The organism is Acidovorax sp. CF316 (assembly GCF_000276605.1).
Taxonomy (GTDB): domain Bacteria; phylum Pseudomonadota; class Gammaproteobacteria; order Burkholderiales; family Burkholderiaceae_C; genus Acidovorax.
Map to the genome: position 1 here is coordinate 1 of NZ_AKJX01000267.1, position 16,464 is coordinate 16,464.

Genomic DNA, 16,464 nt, shown 5'->3' on the forward strand with positions numbered 1-16,464 from the left:
GGCAGCCGCCGCTCCCGCGGCGCCGGCAGCGTCTGCCGCAGCGCCCACCAAGCAGCAGACCAAGATGGCCACCTGCAACGCCGAGGCGGCCGACAAGAAGGGCGACGAGCGCAAGGCCTTCATGAAGACCTGCCTGTCCAACAAGCCCGCCACCCAGCAGGACAAGATGAAGACCTGCAACGCCGACGCCACCGGCAAGAAGGGCGACGAGCGCAAGGCCTTCATGAGCGAATGCCTCAAGAAATGAAGCCCTGAGCGGGACGACCCGCCGGCCAAGCCCAACCCGCCAGGCCTGCTGCCCGGCGGGTTTTCTTTTTTACCAGCCCCGGGCCCAGAATACTGCAATCACCGCGACGATGGGGATCACATGCGCCTGGACCATCACCAGGCGGCGCACGCGGGACACCTCGGCGGCGTCCGGCAGCTTGCCGTCGTTGCGCAGCTGGCGCAGCCAGCGGCGAAACGCGATGGTCGGGAAGATGGAGACGATGGCGATGGCCACCACCAGGGTGATCTTGAGGTGGAACATGGGCTGCGAGATGTACCAGGACATTCCCTTGACGCCGAAGAACACGCGCGCGAGCCCCGTGGCCACCAGCACCATGGCCGATGCGGCGTAGATGGCATCCAGGCGCGCCAGGCGCTCCACCACCGCGGCATTGAGCCATTCCACCCGGCACAGCGCGGCCTGGCTCGACAGGAACACCACCAGGGTCAGTATGGCCACCAGGTGCAGGGCGGCCAGTACGGCTTCGAGGGTCATCGCGGATCCTTTTTGGGTTGGTCGGTTTCGCGGCGATTGTGCGCGAGGAACGACCCGATCGAAGTAGGCGCCTTTCCTGACACTGCCCGGGGGCAGGCGGTTCATGCAAAAAAAAGGTGCATGCCCTTGCAGGCATGCACCTTTTGTAGGCGGCGTGACGCCGCTGGGGCGCCGGCCCTTCGCCGGTCAGGCAGCGGGGCGCACCACGGCAGTCACGTCGGCAGGCACCACGGGTACCGGGACAGCGACGGTGTCCGGCAAGGGGTGGCCGTCGAGGGCGGCATTCAGGCGCGTGTAGTCGAGCGCGTTTTCCCAGCGCGAGACCACCACGGTGGCGACGGCATTGCCGATGAAGTTGGTCAGCGAGCGGCATTCGCTCATGAACCGGTCCACGCCCAGGATCAGCGCCATGCCGGCCACGGGCACTTCGGGCACCACGGCCAGGGTGGCGGCCAGGGTGATGAAGCCTGCGCCTGTCACGCCGGCTGCGCCCTTGGAGCTGAGCATGGCCACGAGCAGCAGGGCGACCTGGTGCCCCAGCGTGAGTTCGGTGTTGGTGGCCTGGGCGATGAACAGCGCGGCCAGGGTCATGTAGATGTTGGTGCCGTCCAGGTTGAAGGAGTAGCCCGTGGGCACCACAAGGCCGACCACCGACTTGCTGCAACCAGCCTTTTCCATCTTTTCCATCAGCGAGGGCAGGGCCGACTCGGACGACGAGGTGCCCAGCACCAACATCAGCTCGGCCTTGAGGTAGCGGCACAGCTTGAGCACCGAGAAGCCGCACAGGCGCGACACGAAGCCCAGCACCACCAGCACGAAGAGCAGCGAGGTGATGTAGAACGAGCCCACCAGCCAGGCCAGGTTCACGAGCGAGCCCAGGCCGAACTTGCCGATGGTGAAGGCCATGGCGCCGAAGGCACCCAGGGGCGCGGCCTTCATCACCAGGGCCACGACCTTGAACACGGGGCTGGTCAGGGCTTCGAGGAAGTTCTGCACCGGGCGGCCGGCTTCACCCACCATGGCCAGACCGATGCCGAACAGCACGGCCACCAGCAGCACCTGCAGGATGTTGTCGCCCACGAAGGGGCTGACCAGGGTCTTGGGGATGATGTCCATGGCAAAGCCGGTGAGCGTCATCTCGTGCGACTTGGCCACGTAGGTCTTCACGGCCGTCTGGTCCAGGTCGGCCGGGTTGATGTTCATGCCCGCTCCGGGCTGCACCACGTTGGCCACCACCAGGCCGACGATGAGCGCCAGCGTGGAGAAGAACAGGAAGTACGCCATGGCCTTGCCGAAGACGCGGCCCACCGTGGAGAGCTGCGACATGCCCGCGATGCCGGTGACGATGGTCAGGAAGATCACCGGGGCGATGATCATCTTCACCAGCTTGATGAAGGCATCGCCCAGCGGCTTGAGCGCTTCGCCGTAGGCCGGCTCGAAATGGCCCAGCAGCACCCCCAGGACAATGGCGATCACCACCTGGAAGTACAGTTGGCGGTAGAAAGGCAAACGCACCGGTTGGGCGGCCTGGGCAGGGATGGCATGCATGGGGGACTCCAGAAGTCACGGGAACCGCACCAGCGGGGTGCGTCGAGGCTGCCGTTTGTACCGCTGCAAGCCGTTTCAGCAGATAGCTAATTGGTAGTAGTCGCTGGCGCCGCCATAGGGAGAGCACCCGCAAGACCTAGTGGAAATACTTAGCCCCGGAGAAGCTGCGGCACACTCCCAGGCGCACTGCGCCGGTGCGTTCGACCCTTCGATCCCTGCCGATTGCGCACCGAAACCTGCCTGCGGACACCCCCCCTGCCATGCCCCTGCCCCACCGCCGCAAGTTCTGGACTGTGCTGATCCTGCTCGCCGGCATGGCGGCCAGCATGTTCGTGGCCGGACAATGGGCCTGGCGGCATTCGCTCCACGAAGAGAGCGACAGCGTGCAGCGCCAGCTGGCCCTGTACGGGCAGACGCTGGGCCAGCGCATCGACCGCTACCGCACCCTGCCCGAGGTGCTGGCGCTGGATGCCCAGCTGTATGACGCGCTGAGCCGAGCGCGCAGCCCGGCCCAGGTGGAGCAGCTCAACCTCAAGCTGGAGCGCGCCAACGGCGCGAGCCAGTCCTCCACCCTGACGCTGATCAACCGCGAGGGCCTGGCGGTAGCGGCCAGCAACTGGCGCAGCGCCACCAGCAACGTGGGCGTGGACTACAGCTTTCGCCCCTATGTGCAGCAGGCCCTGGCCCAGGGCAGCGGCAGCTTCTACGGCATCGGGGTGACAACGGGGGAGCCGGGCTATTTCCTGTCGCAGGCCATCCGCAACGACCAGGGCGAGCCGCTCGGCCTGGTGGTGATCAAGATCGCGCTGCAGGAGCTGGAGCGCGAATGGCTGCAGACCGAGGACATCGTGCTCGCGTCCGACGCGCACGGCGTGGTCTTCCTGGCCAGCCAGGATGCCTGGCGCTACCGGCTGCTGGAGCCCCTGGACGATGCCGAGCGCCGTGAGCTGGCCGCCACGCGCCAGTACTCCGACCAACCGCTGCGCCCGCTGGACTACCGGGTGGATGACCACATGGACAACGGCGGCCGCCTGGTGCGCATGCAGACCGCCGACCTGCCCGGCGTGCCCGGCCACCTGCTGTGGCAGACCCAGCCCCTGCCCGGCACCCCATGGCAGCTGCACCTGGTGCACGAGACCCACAGCAGCGTGGCCGACAGCCGCTGGGCGGCGGCGGCCGGCGGCGGCGGCTGGCTGGCGCTGGCCCTGCTGGTGCTGTTCGTGCGCCAGCGCCAGCGCCTGGCCTCGCTGCGCCAGCGCAGCCGCCAGGAGCTGGAGACCGTGCTGCAGCAGCACGCCCAGGAGTTGCGCACCGCGCAGGACGGCATCGTGCAGGCCGCGCAGCAGGCCGACATGGGACTGTCCCGCAGCCTGGAGCACCTGCCGCAGGGCGTGGTCATCATCGACGCTGACCTGAGGCTCGTGGCCTGGAACTCGCGCTATGTGCAGCTGTTTCGCTACCCCGCCGACCTGATGCAGGTGGGCCGACCCATCGAGGACCTGCTGCGCCACAACGCACGGCGCGGCCTGCTGGGTCCCGGCCCGGTCGATGAATCCGTGGAGCGGCGCCTGTCGCACCTGCGCGGCGGCCTGCCCCACCTGCACGAAAGCGCCAAGGACGACGGCACCGTGCTGGAGATCCGTGGCACCCCCCTGCCCGAGGGAGGGTTCGTGACCAGCTATGCCGACATCACCAGCTACAAGAACGCTGCGCGCGAGCTGCGTTCGCTGGCCGATGCGCTGGAGCAGCGCGTGGCCGACCGCACGCGCGACCTGGACGCCGCCCGGCGCGAGGCCGAGCAGGCCAACCGCTACAAGACCCGCTTCGTGGCGGCGGCCGTGCACGACCTGCTGCAGCCGCTGAACGCGGCGCGCATGTTCACCTCGCTGCTGCGCGGCCACCTGCACGACGATGCCGGCCGGCATGCGGCCGACAGCATCGATGGGGCCCTGGCCGCGCAGGACGCCATCCTCAACAGCCTGCTCGACATCTCGCGCATGGAATCCGGCCAGCTCGAGGTGCGCATCCACGACGTGGCCCTGGGCCCGCTGCTGCAGGTGCTGGCCCACAATTTCGGCGTGCTGGCCGAGAGCCAGGGCCTCACGCTCCATTGCGTGGCCACGCGCCAGGTGGTGCGCACCGACGAGAACCTGCTGCGCCGCATTCTGCAGAACTTCGTCTCCAACGCCATCCGCTACAGCCGGCACGGGCGCATCGTGGTGGGCTGCCGGCGCGTAGGCAGCGGCCATCTGCGCATCGAGGTGCACGACCAGGGGCCGGGCATCCCCGAGGCGCTGCAGCGCGAGATCTTCGAGGAGTTCCGCCGCCTGGACGAGGGCCGAGCCGACGACCGGGGCGCGGGCCTGGGCCTGGCCATCGTGGAGCGCCTGGGCCGCCTGCTGGGCCACCCCATCGGGCTGCGCTCGCAGCTCGGTCGCGGCAGCGTGTTCTGGGTGCTGGTGCCGCTGGGCGACCCGGCCTCTCTGCAACAGCAGATGGCCCCACCCGCCAGCGCCGCGCAGCAAGCGCCCGAGGACGCCCCGCTGCATGGCAGCAGCGCCTGGGTGATCGAGGACGACGGCCCGACCTGCGCCGCCACCCGGGCCCTGCTGGAGCGCTGGGGGTGCCAGGTAGCGCTGGCCGGCGGTGCGGGCGAGGCGCTGGCACGGGCCCAACCCGGCCAGGCGCCGCAGTTGGTGCTGCTGGACGTGCACCTGGAAGGCGGCCACCTGGGCCCCGAGGTCTATGCCACGCTGTGCCAGCGCTGGGGCCAGGCACCCGCCGTGATCCTGGTCACCGCCGAGCGCGATGCCACGCTGCGCCGCCAGGCGGCCGAACGCGGCTGGGGCTTCCTCGCCAAGCCGGTGCGCGCGCCTGCGCTGCGGGCGCTGGTGAGCCAGACCTTGCTGCGCCTGCGGGAGCGATGAGGCCCCGCTTCAGGCAGCGTCCTCGGTCTCCAGGCTCTTGACCAGCACGGCCGCCTGGGTGCGGCTGTGGCAGGCGAGCTTTTTCAGGATGGCCGTGACATGCACCTTGACGGTGTTCTCGGCCAGGCCCAGTTCGCCCGCGATCTGCTTGTTGAGCAGGCCGTCGGCCAGGCACAGCAGCACGCGGAACTGCTGGGGCGTGAGCTGTGCCAGGCGGGCAGCCAGCTCGGCATCGGCTTCGGAGCGCTCGGCCGCCATCGGCGGAAACCAGCTGTCACCGGCCAGCACGGCCTCAATGGCCCCGCCCATGGCCTCGGCCGGAGCGGACTTGGGGATGAAGCCCACGGCACCGAACTGCTGGGCCCGGCGGATGACACGCGGGTGGTCGTTGGAAGAGATGATCACCACCGGCAGTTGCGGGTACTCGCCGCGCACGTGCAACAGGGCCGAGAAGCCATGTGCGCCGGGCATGCTCAGGTCCAGCAGCACCAGCTCGACCTCGGGATGCTCCTGCAGCGCACTGCCCAGCGTGGCGGCGCTGGCAGCTTCCAGCGTGCGGAACTGGGGCAGGCGCTCGCGCAGCACGTGCAGCACGGCGGTGCGGAACAAGGGGTGGTCGTCGGCGACCAGGAGCGTGGGCTCGGACATGGGATGTGCAGTCTGCCATGGCCGGGGCGCGGCATCCAGGCGCAAGACCCTGGTCAGGGGGCCGGCATGCCGCGCCAGAAGGCGGGCTGTGCATAGTGGTGCTTGAGGAAGTCGATCCACAGCCGCACGCGCAACGGCATGTGCTTGCGCTGCGGAAAGACCACGTAGATGCCATTGGGCGGGGCGGCGAATTCCTCCAGCACCTCGACCAGGCGGCCGGCGGCGATCTCGGCCTCCACCTCCCAGGTGCTGCGCCAGGCAATGCCATAGCCGGCCAGGCACCAGTCGTGCAGCACCTGCCCGTCGGAGCAGTCGAGGGGGCCGCCGGGCTTGAGGTGCACGACCTCGGTACCGCCGCCCTCGACCGGCATGCGGAAGGCCCAGCCGCGCGTCTGCGAGGCTTCGCTCGACAGGGTCAGGCAGTCGTGCGAGGGCAGCTCGCCCGGGTGGCGCGGCGCCGGGTGGTGCTTGAGGTAGCCGGGCGTGGCCACGCACAGGCGCCGGTTGTCGGCAATGCGCACGCTGACCAGGGACGAATCGGGCAGGTCGCCCACGCGCACGGCACAGTCGAAGCCCTCGCCGGCCAGGTCCACCACGCGGTCGCTGAGGTTCAGCGAAATCGTCACGTCCGGATGCTCGGCACGAAAGCGTGGCACCAGCGGCGCCACATGGCGCCGGCCAAAACCGGCCGGCGCCGTGATGCGCAGGTGCCCCGTGGCTTTCACGCCGCCCTCGGACACGCTGGCCTCGGCGTTGGCCACGTCGGACAGCAGGCGCTGGCAGTCCTCCAGGAAGGCGCTGCCCTCGTGCGTGAGGCTGATGCGCCGCGTGGTGCGCACCAGGAGCTTGACGCCCAGGTGCTCCTCGAGCGCATCGAGCCGCCGGCCCATGATGGCCGGTGCCACGCCCTCGGCCTTGGCGGCGGCGGTGAGGCTGCCGCGCGTGGCAACCGAGACGAAGGATTCAAAGGCCTTGAGCTTGTCCATGGCGTGGATCCGGAAGATGAGCAGGCGAGGCGCCGCTCGATTTGTGCGAAAAAGTCATTGGTTTCCAGCTTTTGAGCATATTTATATCGACAAACATTTGCAATACAGTGTGCCCATGGCCTGCAATGGCAGGCGCCGCTTTTTTCACATCCAACGCCCAAGGCACTCCATGACCGACCGCACTTCCATCCACGGCCTGCAAGTGGCCACCTCCCTGTTCCGCTTCGTCGAAGACAAGGTGCTGCCCGGCACCGGCGTGGACAGCGCCGCGTTCTGGAAGGGCTTCGACGCCATCGTCGCCGACCTGGCACCGCGCAACATCGCCCTGCTGGCCGAGCGCGACCGCCTGCAGACGGAACTGGACACCTGGCACCAGGCCAACCCCGGCCCCATCACGGACATGGTGGCCTACCGCGGCTTCCTGGAAAAGATCGGCTACCTGGTGCCCCAGCCCACCGACGTGCAGGCCACCACCACCAACGTGGACGACGAGCTCGCCACCCAGGCCGGCCCGCAGCTGGTGGTGCCCATCCTGAACGCCCGCTATGCCCTGAACGCCGCCAATGCGCGCTGGGGCAGCCTGTACGACGCCCTGTACGGCACCGATGCCATCCCCGAGACCGATGGCGCCGACAAGGGCAAGGGCTACAACCCGGTGCGCGGCGCCAAGGTGATCGCGTTCGCGCGCCAGGTGCTGGACGACACGGCGCCCCTGGCCAGCGGCTCGCACAAGGATTCGACCGGCTACCGCATCGAAGGCGGCCAGCTGGTGGTGGCGCTGGCCAACGGCAGCAGCACGGGCCTCAAGGACCCATCGCAGTTCAAGGGCTACCAGGGTGATGCCGCAGCCCCGTCGTCGGTGCTGCTGCAGCACAACGGCCTGCACCTGGACATCCAGATCAACCGCAGCACCCCCATCGGCCAGAGCGACGCCGCCGGCGTGAGCGACCTGGTGCTGGAAGCCGCCCTGTCCACCATCCTCGACCTCGAAGACTCGGTGGCCGCCGTGGACGCCGAGGACAAGGTGCTCGGTTACAGCAACTGGCTGGGCATCATCCAGGCCACGCTGACCGAGCAGGTCGCCAAGAGCGGCAAGACCATCACGCGCGGCCTGAACGCCGACCGCGTGTACACGGCCCCCGATGGCAAGGCCGGTGGCGTGCGCCTGCATGGCCGCTCGCTGATGTTCCTGCGCAATGTGGGCCACCTGATGACCAACCCGGCCATCCTGTACACCGACGCCCAGGGCAAGGAGCGCGAGATCCCCGAGGGCATCATGGACGCCGTGGTGACCACCACCATCGCCCTGCACGACTTGCAAGGCCACGGTGCCAATGGCATCCGCAACTCCCGCAAGGGCAGCGTCTATATCGTCAAGCCCAAGATGCACGGCCCCGCCGAAGTGGGCTTTGCCAGCGACCTGTTCGGCCGCGTGGAGCAGTTGCTGGGCCTGCCCACCGACACCGTGAAGCTGGGCATCATGGACGAGGAGCGCCGCACCAGCGTGAACCTCAAGGCCTGCATCGCCGCCGCGGCGAGTCGCGTGGCCTTCATCAACACCGGCTTCCTGGACCGCACGGGCGACGAAATGCACACCGCCATGCTGGCGGGCCCCATGATCCGCAAGGGCGACATGAAGACCAGCGCCTGGATCCAGTCGTACGAGAAGAACAACGTGCTCGTGGGCCTGTCCTGCGGCCTGCGCGGCAAGGCGCAGATCGGCAAGGGCATGTGGGCCATGCCCGACCTGATGGCCGAGATGCTCAAGCAAAAGATCGCCCACCCCAAGGCCGGCGCCAACACCGCCTGGGTGCCCAGCCCTACCGGCGCCACGCTGCACGCGCTGCACTACCATCAGGTCAACGTGAGCGAGATCCAGATCGGCCTGGAAAAGACCGACGTGAACGCCGAGCGCGACAACCTGCTGACCGGCCTGCTCACCGTGCCCGTGACCGCCACGCCCAACTGGACCGATGCCGAGAAGCAGCAGGAACTGGACAACAACGCCCAGGGCATCCTGGGCTACGTGGTGCGCTGGGTGGACCAGGGCGTGGGCTGCTCCAAGGTGCCCGACATCCACAACGTGGGCCTGATGGAAGACCGTGCCACCTTGCGCATCAGCAGCCAGCACATGGCCAACTGGCTGCGCCACGGCGTGGTGACCGAAGCCCAGGTCAAGGAGACCTTCGAGCGCATGGCCGCCGTGGTGGACGGCCAGAACGCCGGTGACCCGCTGTACCAGCCCATGGCCGGCAACTTCGGCACCAGCATGGCTTACCAGGCCGCTTGCGACCTGGTCTTCAAGGGCATGGCCCAGCCCAGCGGCTACACCGAGCCGCTGCTGCACGCCTGGCGCCTGAAGCTCAAGGCCGCTGCAGCTGCCTGAGCCCAGTCACCAGCCCACTACGACGGCACCTTCGGGTGCCGTTTTTTCTGGCCACTGCTCAGAAGCGGTGGGTGATGCCAATACCCACGCCCGAAGGGTCCTGCCCAGGCTTGAGGCCGCCGATGCCGTTGGCCGACAGGTTGTAGGCCGCCGTCGCGCCATTGGCGATGCGCGTGTAGGCCGCCCACAGGTCCGTGCGCTTGGACAGGCGGTAGGTGTAGCCCAGCGAGATCTGGCGGGCGCCCGAGTCGCGGCCCGGGAGGCCGATGCCGCCCAGGGCGCTGCTGGCATTGCCCCGCGCCGCCTGGGCCTGCACGTAGGACAGCGCCAGTTCCTGCCAGTCGTCGAGCTGGTGGGTCACGGCGACCTGCCATGCGCTGCGCCGCAGGGACTGGCCGGGTGCGGGCTCGTAGCGCAACTGCTCCCAGCTGCCACGCAGCCGGGTCCGTCCCAAGGTGTAAGCCAGTGCCAGGCGGTGGGCATCGTCGCGGCTGTGGGCGCCGAAGTAGGCACGGTGCAGCTCGTAGCCCCAGGCCGCATAGAGCGGGCCGTCCCGGTAGCTGAGCAGGCCGCTGACCATGTCCGGGGAGGACTGGTCGGTCTTCTCCTCCGGCATGGCATAGGCCAGCCGCAGCGACCAGGCCCCCATGGCCGGTGACCAGTACTGCAGCAGATTGGGCTGGCGCCGGTCGAACGAGGCCGGTGACTGGCCGTTGGCCGCGGTCGCGAAGCCGTTGCCCATGATGGAGTTGGAGGCGAAGATGCAGGCCGTGAAGGGGTCGATGGCATACACCGAGGTGAACCGCAGCGGCGCCTCCCATTGCCCCAGCACCAGCTCGCCGGCCGGGGTCGAGAGCCCCACCGCCGTGTTGCGCCCGCTGAACGGCCCGTCCCCGGTGTCCACGCGGACATTGCCCTCGAACTGGGCCCAGGCGGCCATCCCGCCCCCCAGGTCCTCCCGGGCCCGGAAACCCAGCACCGACAGGTTGTTGGACAGGCGGTTGGCGCGCAGGGCCGCAGCCCCCGCGGTGCCCGATGCGCGCACCTGCTCCACATCGACCTTGAGAAAGCCATAGAGGCTGACCCGGGCGGCATCCGCCAGGGCCAAAGCCCGGTGCATGGAAGAGTTCATAGAGATCCTCGTGGTTGGTGATTTCTTCACAACGAATACATAAACATGTTTAGGTATACCAAAAACACCAATCACGAGCAATGGAGAATCCACCCCCTTTCCCCTGCGCCCTCCACACGCCCAAAAAAAGCCTCCATGCCGCAGGGCATGGAGGCAAGCCTTGGTCGCTCGCTGGCCGCTGCGTTCAGCGCACCACGCCGATGGCCTCGCGCTGGCCGGCCTTGTAGGTGTACAGGGTCAGCGCGCCGCCCTGCAGGTCGCCCTTGGCGTCGAAGCTGATGCTGCCCGTCACGCCCTGGTAGCCCTTGGTCTGCGCCAGCACCGGCAGGTACTTGGCAGGCTCGGAGGAGCCTGCCTTGACCATGGCGGCCACGATCACGCCGACCGCGTCGTACGAGTACGGGGCGTAGACCTGCACCTCGCTCCGGGTGGTCGCCTTGAAGCGCGCGCGGAAGTCGTCCATGCCCTTCTTCTGCGCGCCCTCCACGCCACCGGCTTCGGCGCAGACCACCTGGCCGTCGGCCATGTCGCCCGCGGCGAGCTTGGGCAGCTCGGCCGTGCAGACGCCATCGCCCCCGACGAACCGGGCCTGGATGCCCAGCTGCTTCATCTGCCGCAGCATGGGGCCGGCCACCGAATCCATGCCGCCGAAGAAGATCACATCGGGCTTCTTCGCCTTGAGGCTGGTGAGGATGGCCATGAAATCCGCCGCCTTGTCGGTGGTGAACTCGTGGCCCACGATGGCGCCGCCCGCGCTCTTGGCGCCCTTCTCGAACTCGGCGGCCACGCCCTGGCCGTAGGCCGTGCGGTCGTCGATGACGGCAATGCTCTTGCCCTTAAGCACGTTCACCGCGTACTTGCCCAGCGTTCCGCCCAGGTGCACGTCGTCGGCCACCACCCGGAAGGTGGTCTTGTAGCCCTGGCGCGTGTACTTGGGGTTGGTGGCCGAGGGCGAGATCTGCGCGATGCCCGCATCGCTGTAGATCTTGGACGCAGGGATGGTCGTGCCCGAATTGAGGTGGCCGACCACGGCGTGCACCTTGGCATCGACGAGCTTCTGCGCGGCCGCCGTGCCCTGGCGCGGGTCGCCCGCATCGTCCTCGCCCTGCAGTTCGAGCCTGACCTTCTTGCCGCCGATGACCACGCCCTTGGCGTTGAGTTCATCGATGGCCATGCGCGCGCCCAGCTCGTTGTCCTTGCCCAGGTGGGCGATGGGACCGCTGGTGGGGCCCACGTGGCCGATGCGCACGACGTCCTGCGCGCAGGCGCCGGCACCCAGCAGCGCGAGGGTGGCACCGATCATCCAATGTTGGCTGTATGGCATCAATCTTCCTTCTTCTTGCAGATTCACAGGCCGGACTTGGGAGCCCCGAGGAGCGGCGACGACACGGCATAGGCGCCGTGGTTGGTGAAGACCCAGATCAGGTTGCGGTCCCACTCGATGAACACGCCATGCGTCTGGTCACCGAAGTGCTGGTTGACCTTGGGGTCGACGGTTGGGGGGACGAAGTAGCCCGCGATCTTCGGCTGCGCCGGGTTGCTCACGTCGAAGATCTGCGCGCCCGCGTTGTAGAAGGCGTAGACCAGGTACTTGCCGCTCGGCGTTCCCGGCTGGTGCCAGTAGCCGCTGCGCTTGGGCCCGAAACTGCCACGGCGCTGGCAGTAGTCGGTGAAGGGCGCACCCTGGGGTGGCGTGGGACGCGGCAGGGTCGCCAGGATGCGCGGCTTGGTCGGGTCCTTCACGTCGATTGCATAGATGTCCTTGTAGGGCTCGTAGCAGTCCTCGTTGAGCGGGTAGCCGCTGAAGTAGACGATGCCGGTCTTCTCCACCTGGCTCACGTCGACGTTGTCGCCTTCGGTGCCCGCCTGGCTGACGGGCATGTCCAGGTGGCCCACACGTTTCATCGCGCCGGGGTTGGACACGTCGATCACATGGAAGCCCATGCCGCCCATGGCCGCGTAGCCGTATTTGCCCCCCTTTTCGGGATCGCGCGGGATGAACAGCGGCATGCGCGCACCCATCCACGCGGTCTTCTTGCCGACCCGCGGGTTCTTGCGGTATTCCTCTTCTTCGCCGGTGCGCGCACCCGGCACCCACCAGGTCGACAAGCGCTGCGGCTTGCGCGGATCGCTCAGGTCGAAGGCCATCTGCGCCGGGTTGTACAGGAAGTTGGCGTACTCCTGGTTGGCAAAGCTGTCGTCGGGTGCGCCGGAGACGAACAGGTACTTGCCACCCCAGTACACCGGAACGTCGCCGCAGCCAGAGCCCTGCTGCGGGAACTGGTCGGCCACGGCCTTGCTGTCCAGCGGCAGCTCGGAGAGCTTCTTCCATTGCGCCGGGTCGGGGCTGCCCACCTCGAACACGCGGAAGCCGCGCAGGATGGGCTGCTGGCGAATGAGGTCGACCTTGGCCTTCTGCTCGGGCTTGTACTTGTTCTCCAGGATGCCAAAACGCGTGACTTCATAGCACTGCACGGCGACATGCTTGCCCAGCTTTTCATTGAACTGGATGGTGAGCGGGCCGAAGGGGTGCTCGTTGCTGCCCCAGGCCCACTTCTTCTCGGCCACCTTCTTCGCAGCGCGCGGGTCGGTGATATCGAACACCTTGTAGAACGACTTCTCGTGGATCACCATGTAGCGCCGGCCCTCCATGTCCACCGTGGTCTGCCACGAGTGGTAGGGGCTGCCCAGCATGTCGGGGTAGCGTGCCTCGACCTTGGTGTTGTGCAGGTAGCTGTTCTGGTCAAGGTAGTCCAGGCTGCCCTTGAAGGGGTGCGTGCCGCCGATGCCCGGGGCTTCGGCCGGGTGCCGGAAGGCGCCGCTGGCATCCAGCCCATAGCTGCCGGCGGCGGGCCGCGCCGGTTCGCCGGGCGTTCCCTTGGCTTCTTCGCGCTCTTCCTTGACGGGCAGCCGGGCCGCGCCCTCGGGCGGCGGCACGATGGTCTGGGCCAATGCGGGTGCAACCAGGCCGGCGCTCAGCAGGCAGGCCAGGAGGGTGGTAGTGGGTTTCATGGTCATTCGCTCCTTCAGAACTTGTGGCGCATGCCGATCTGCACGCCGCGCGGGTTTTCGTTGGACAAGGGGGTGGCGTGGTTGAAGCTCACGGGGAACCGCAGCTCCGAGTCGCGGGCGTGGTGCACCGCGCCCACGATCGTGTACAGGTCGGTGCGCTTGGACAGGCCGTGCAGGTAGCCGGCCACCCAGCTCGTGGCATCGGACAGCGCGGCGTTCGGCCGGTCGTTCTTGCGCACCACGCTGGCGAACACGCGCTGCAGGGCATTGAACTCGTAGCGCAGGCCCAGCTGCACGTCATTGCCCTTGGAGGCGAAGCCGACATAGGGCGAATAGGCGTAGTAGCCGTTGTAGCGGTGGTAGAGGAAGGTCAGGTCCAGCGGTCCCATGGAGTAGACCCCGCCCAGGTAGTGGTCGCTGGAGTGGCGCATCCGCTCGGGGCTGTCGAGGTCACGGCGGTACTGGCGGTCGACGGCGGCCATCAGGTACAGGTCTTTGTTCCAGTAGTCGATGGCGATGCTCGTGGCCTTGGCGTCCTTGCTGCCATCCTCGCGCCCGAAGGTGGTGCCGATGCGCGCCTGCAGGTTGGCCACGCGCGGCGAGGTATAGAAGATCCCGTTGCTTTCGCGCCAGGGTGCAAAGTACAGCAGCGTGTTGCTGATGGGGCTGTAGTCGCCCGAGAAGGTCGGGTCGATGTAGCCGTACATCTCGGCCGAGGGCAGGTCGCGCCGGCCCGCGCTGACCTCGCCCCATTCCTTGCTGCCCAGGGCGACATAGGTGTGGCGCGGCGACCCGGCCTGGCCGGAGTCCGCGCGGAAGGTCAGCTCGTGCACGGCGGTGGCCTTGAGCCCGCCGCCCAGGTCCTCCACGGACTTGAACTGCAGGCGCGAGGTGTTCAGCCCCCCCGAGACCAGGCTGCGCTGGGTGCCGCCGCCGGACTTGGCGATCTCGAGATTCAGATCGACGAAGCCGGACAGCGTCACCTGCGCGAGCGCAAGCGTCGGAGCCAGGGCCCAGGCCGCGACCGCGGCGGGCATGCAGTGTCGGATGGTGTTCTTTCGATTCACGTTCTTTGTCTCCTCTTTTATGGTGGTAATGGTCTGCAGGACGGGAATCAGGTGACGGCCTTGCGGGCCGTGAACTCTGGCTTGCGCCAGTCGCCTTCGGCCATGACGCTCTTGAGCGCGGCGACGGCGTTCCACACGTCGCAATGGCCCAGGTACAGCGCGGCAAAGCCGAAGCGCAGGATCTCGGGTGCGCGGAAATCGCCGATCACGCCCCGCGCGATCAGCGCCTGCACGATGGCGTAGCCCTCTGGGTGCGTCAGCGAGACCTGGCTGCCCCGCAGCGCGGGATCGCGCGGCGTGGCCAGGCCGAAGCCGTGGGCGCCCAGCTCCTGGTCCACCAGGGCGATGAACAGCCCGGTCAGTGCCACGCTCTTGGCGCGCAGGGCCTGCATGTCCACGCCGTCGAAGGCGGTGAGCGCGGCCTCCAGCGCAATCAGGCCGAGCTGCGGCGCCGTGCCCACGAGCATGCGGTCGATGCCCGGCGCGGGCTCGTAGGCGTGGGTGAATGCGAAGGGCCGCGCATGGCCGTGCCAGCCCGTGAGCGGCTGGCGCAGCCCCTCCTGGTGGCGCCGGGCCACGAAGGCGAACGACGGAGCCCCCGGCCCGCCGTTGAGGTACTTGTAGCCGCAGCCCACGGCAAAATCGACCTGGCAATCGTTGAGCGCGCACGGCATGGCGCCCGCGGTGTGGGCCAGGTCCCAGATCACGAGCGCGCCCACCTCGTGCGCGCGCCGCGTCACGGCGGCCATGTCGTAGGCCTGGCCGCTCTTGTAGTTGACATGCGTGAGCGCGAGCACGGCCACGTCCTCGTTCAGCGCGGCCAGCACCTCCTCGGGCTCCACGGCGCGGAACTGCGTGCCGGTGATTTCGGCCACGCCCTGGGCCACGTAGGCGTCCGTGGGGAAGTTGCCGCGCTCGCCCAGCATCAGGCTGCGCCCGGGCCGCATGCGCAGCGCCGCCACGAGCAGCTTGAACAGGTTGACCGAGGTGGAGTCGGCCACGATGACTTCGTTGTCCTCGGCCCCCACGAGCCGGGCGATGCGCGCACCCACGCGCTGGGGCGCCGGGTACCAGTCGGCGTCGTTCCAGGAGCGGATCAGCCCGGTGGCCCACTCTTGCTCGATGGCCCGGTGCATGCGCGCCGGCACCGCGCGCGGCATCGCGCCCAGGGAGTTGCCGTCCAGGTAGATGACGCCCTCGGGCAGCTGGAATCGCTGGCGCACCGGGGCCAGGGGGTCGGCGGCGTCACGTGCCAGGCAATCTTCCCAGGAGATGGGAGTGGCACCCTGGACATGAATGGCCACATCTGGAATACCAGAATTGATTTTTGTATTCATGAAACGTAGTCTATGCCGTGACCGCCGAAATTTCTTTGCAATCGCGCCCCCGTTTCAGGGGGTACAGGTCTAGATATTCCCGCCATCCACCCTTTCAGGAAACACCATGCCCATTGCCCTCGACGCCACCGACCGACTGCTGCTCAATGCCCTGCAGGGTGACGCGCGGCTCACCTCTTCCGAGCTGGCCGAACGCGCCCACCTCTCCCAGTCGCCCTGCTGGCGGCGCGTGAAGCGGCTGGAGGACATGGGGCTGATCAGCGGCTACAGCGCCAGGCTGGACCGGCGCGCCCTGGGCTGGGGCGTGATGGCCTTTGCCACCATCACCATCGACAGCCAGGACGAGGCGCTGTCGCTGGCCTTCGAGGCCACCGTGCGCGACATCCCCGAGGTGGTGATGTGCCACGGGGTCTCGGGCCCCGAGGACTTCGTGCTGGTGGTCGTGGCCCAGGACCTGGATGCCTACTCGGCACTGATGCAGCACAGGCTGCGGCGCCTGCCCGGCGTCAAGCATGTGCGCACGAGCTTTTCCCTGCAGGAAGTGAAGGCCTTGCAGGGGATGCCGGTTCCGGCATGAGGTGAGTCACCCCCTGAGGCGCTGCGCGCCTTCACCCCTCTCTCGACTCGCTGCGCGAGTCGGGAGGGGGACGCTCCCAGC

13 protein-coding genes are annotated in these 16,464 nt (G+C 68.1%); 4 read left to right on the forward strand and 9 right to left on the reverse strand.

Features of this window, described 5'->3' with window-relative positions:
- Positions 1-247 (forward strand): PsiF family protein (locus PMI14_RS29905; protein WP_007860797.1); only part of this gene is annotated, 247 nt, incomplete at its 5' end.
- A 69-nt stretch (positions 248-316) separates the two neighbouring features.
- Here PMI14_RS29905 and PMI14_RS29910 read toward each other — a convergent pair.
- Together PMI14_RS29910 and PMI14_RS29915 are read right to left on the reverse strand one after the other, a co-directional pair.
- Positions 317-763 carry a DUF2214 family protein gene (locus PMI14_RS29910; RefSeq protein ID WP_007860798.1) on the reverse strand — a complete coding sequence of 149 codons (447 nt, stop codon included), beginning with the start codon at positions 761-763 and terminating at the stop codon, positions 317-319.
- 186 nt (positions 764-949) lie between these two features.
- Positions 950-2,311, reverse strand: coding sequence for a dicarboxylate/amino acid:cation symporter (locus PMI14_RS29915; protein WP_007860799.1), 1,362 nt, complete (start codon positions 2,309-2,311; stop codon positions 950-952).
- A gap of 260 nt (positions 2,312-2,571) precedes the next feature.
- On the opposite strand from PMI14_RS29915, the gene PMI14_RS29920 reads away from it, so the two are divergent.
- Positions 2,572-5,238, forward strand: coding sequence for a PAS-domain containing protein (locus PMI14_RS29920; RefSeq protein WP_007860800.1), 2,667 nt, complete (start codon positions 2,572-2,574; stop codon positions 5,236-5,238).
- Positions 5,239-5,247: 9 nt separating this feature from the next.
- Here PMI14_RS29920 and PMI14_RS29925 read toward each other — a convergent pair whose 3' ends face one another.
- Together PMI14_RS29925 and PMI14_RS29930 are read right to left on the reverse strand one after the other, a co-directional pair.
- Entirely contained in the window at positions 5,248-5,886 is a 639-nt protein-coding gene (locus tag PMI14_RS29925) for a response regulator transcription factor (protein WP_007860801.1), read from the reverse strand.
- Between the two features lie 53 nt (positions 5,887-5,939).
- On the reverse strand, positions 5,940-6,872 hold the full coding sequence (locus PMI14_RS29930) for a LysR family transcriptional regulator (RefSeq protein WP_007860802.1): 933 nt from the start codon (positions 6,870-6,872) through the stop codon (positions 5,940-5,942).
- A 169-nt stretch (positions 6,873-7,041) separates the two neighbouring features.
- Between PMI14_RS29930 and PMI14_RS29935 the strand changes: the two genes are divergently transcribed.
- A complete protein-coding gene (locus PMI14_RS29935; protein WP_007860803.1) occupies positions 7,042-9,258 on the forward strand; it encodes a malate synthase G in 2,217 nt (738 codons plus the stop codon).
- Positions 9,259-9,316: 58 nt separating this feature from the next.
- On the opposite strand, the gene PMI14_RS29940 is transcribed toward PMI14_RS29935, so the two are convergent.
- From PMI14_RS29940 to kynU, 5 genes are all read right to left on the reverse strand, one after another.
- A complete protein-coding gene (locus PMI14_RS29940) occupies positions 9,317-10,390 on the reverse strand; it encodes a porin (protein WP_007860806.1) in 1,074 nt (357 codons plus the stop codon).
- Between the two features lie 184 nt (positions 10,391-10,574).
- Positions 10,575-11,714, reverse strand: coding sequence for a branched-chain amino acid ABC transporter substrate-binding protein (locus PMI14_RS29945; protein WP_007860808.1), 1,140 nt, complete (start codon positions 11,712-11,714; stop codon positions 10,575-10,577).
- 23 nt (positions 11,715-11,737) lie between these two features.
- Positions 11,738-13,402 (reverse strand): LVIVD repeat-containing protein, encoded by a 1,665-nt coding sequence (locus tag PMI14_RS29950; protein WP_007860811.1) that lies wholly within the window; start codon positions 13,400-13,402, stop codon positions 11,738-11,740.
- A gap of 14 nt (positions 13,403-13,416) precedes the next feature.
- Complete coding sequence (locus PMI14_RS29955) at positions 13,417-14,439, reverse strand: porin (RefSeq protein ID WP_035206316.1); 1,023 nt, start codon at positions 14,437-14,439, stop codon at positions 13,417-13,419.
- A gap of 77 nt (positions 14,440-14,516) precedes the next feature.
- Positions 14,517-15,806: a kynureninase gene (gene kynU, locus PMI14_RS29960; protein WP_007860815.1), complete on the reverse strand. Its 1,290-nt coding sequence runs from the start codon at positions 15,804-15,806 to the stop codon at positions 14,517-14,519.
- Positions 15,807-15,912: 106 nt separating this feature from the next.
- Here kynU and PMI14_RS29965 point away from each other — a divergent pair, with 106 nt between their 5' ends.
- Positions 15,913-16,383: an Lrp/AsnC family transcriptional regulator gene (locus tag PMI14_RS29965; RefSeq protein ID WP_007860817.1), complete on the forward strand. Its 471-nt coding sequence runs from the start codon at positions 15,913-15,915 to the stop codon at positions 16,381-16,383.
- The last annotated feature ends 81 nt before the right edge of the window (positions 16,384-16,464 follow it).

Bases quoted from the DNA above. Each gene is read 5' to 3' on its own strand.
- PMI14_RS29945 (WP_007860808.1), bottom strand. From the start codon at position 11,714: ATGCCATACAGCCAACATTGGATGATCGGTGCCACCCTCGCGCTGCTG.
- PMI14_RS29940 (WP_007860806.1), bottom strand. From the start codon at position 10,390: ATGAACTCTTCCATGCACCGGGCTTTGGCCCTGGCGGATGCCGCCCGG.
- PMI14_RS29935 (WP_007860803.1), top strand. From the start codon at position 7,042: ATGACCGACCGCACTTCCATCCACGGCCTGCAAGTGGCCACCTCCCTG.
- kynU (WP_007860815.1), bottom strand. From the start codon at position 15,806: ATGAATACAAAAATCAATTCTGGTATTCCAGATGTGGCCATTCATGTC.
- PMI14_RS29950 (WP_007860811.1), bottom strand. From the start codon at position 13,402: ATGAAACCCACTACCACCCTCCTGGCCTGCCTGCTGAGCGCCGGCCTG.
- PMI14_RS29915 (WP_007860799.1), bottom strand. From the start codon at position 2,311: ATGCATGCCATCCCTGCCCAGGCCGCCCAACCGGTGCGTTTGCCTTTC.
- PMI14_RS29965 (WP_007860817.1), top strand. From the start codon at position 15,913: ATGCCCATTGCCCTCGACGCCACCGACCGACTGCTGCTCAATGCCCTG.
- PMI14_RS29955 (WP_035206316.1), bottom strand. From the start codon at position 14,439: ATGCCCGCCGCGGTCGCGGCCTGGGCCCTGGCTCCGACGCTTGCGCTC.
- PMI14_RS29910 (WP_007860798.1), bottom strand. From the start codon at position 763: ATGACCCTCGAAGCCGTACTGGCCGCCCTGCACCTGGTGGCCATACTG.
- PMI14_RS29920 (WP_007860800.1), top strand. From the start codon at position 2,572: ATGCCCCTGCCCCACCGCCGCAAGTTCTGGACTGTGCTGATCCTGCTC.
- PMI14_RS29930 (WP_007860802.1), bottom strand. From the start codon at position 6,872: ATGGACAAGCTCAAGGCCTTTGAATCCTTCGTCTCGGTTGCCACGCGC.
- PMI14_RS29925 (WP_007860801.1), bottom strand. From the start codon at position 5,886: ATGTCCGAGCCCACGCTCCTGGTCGCCGACGACCACCCCTTGTTCCGC.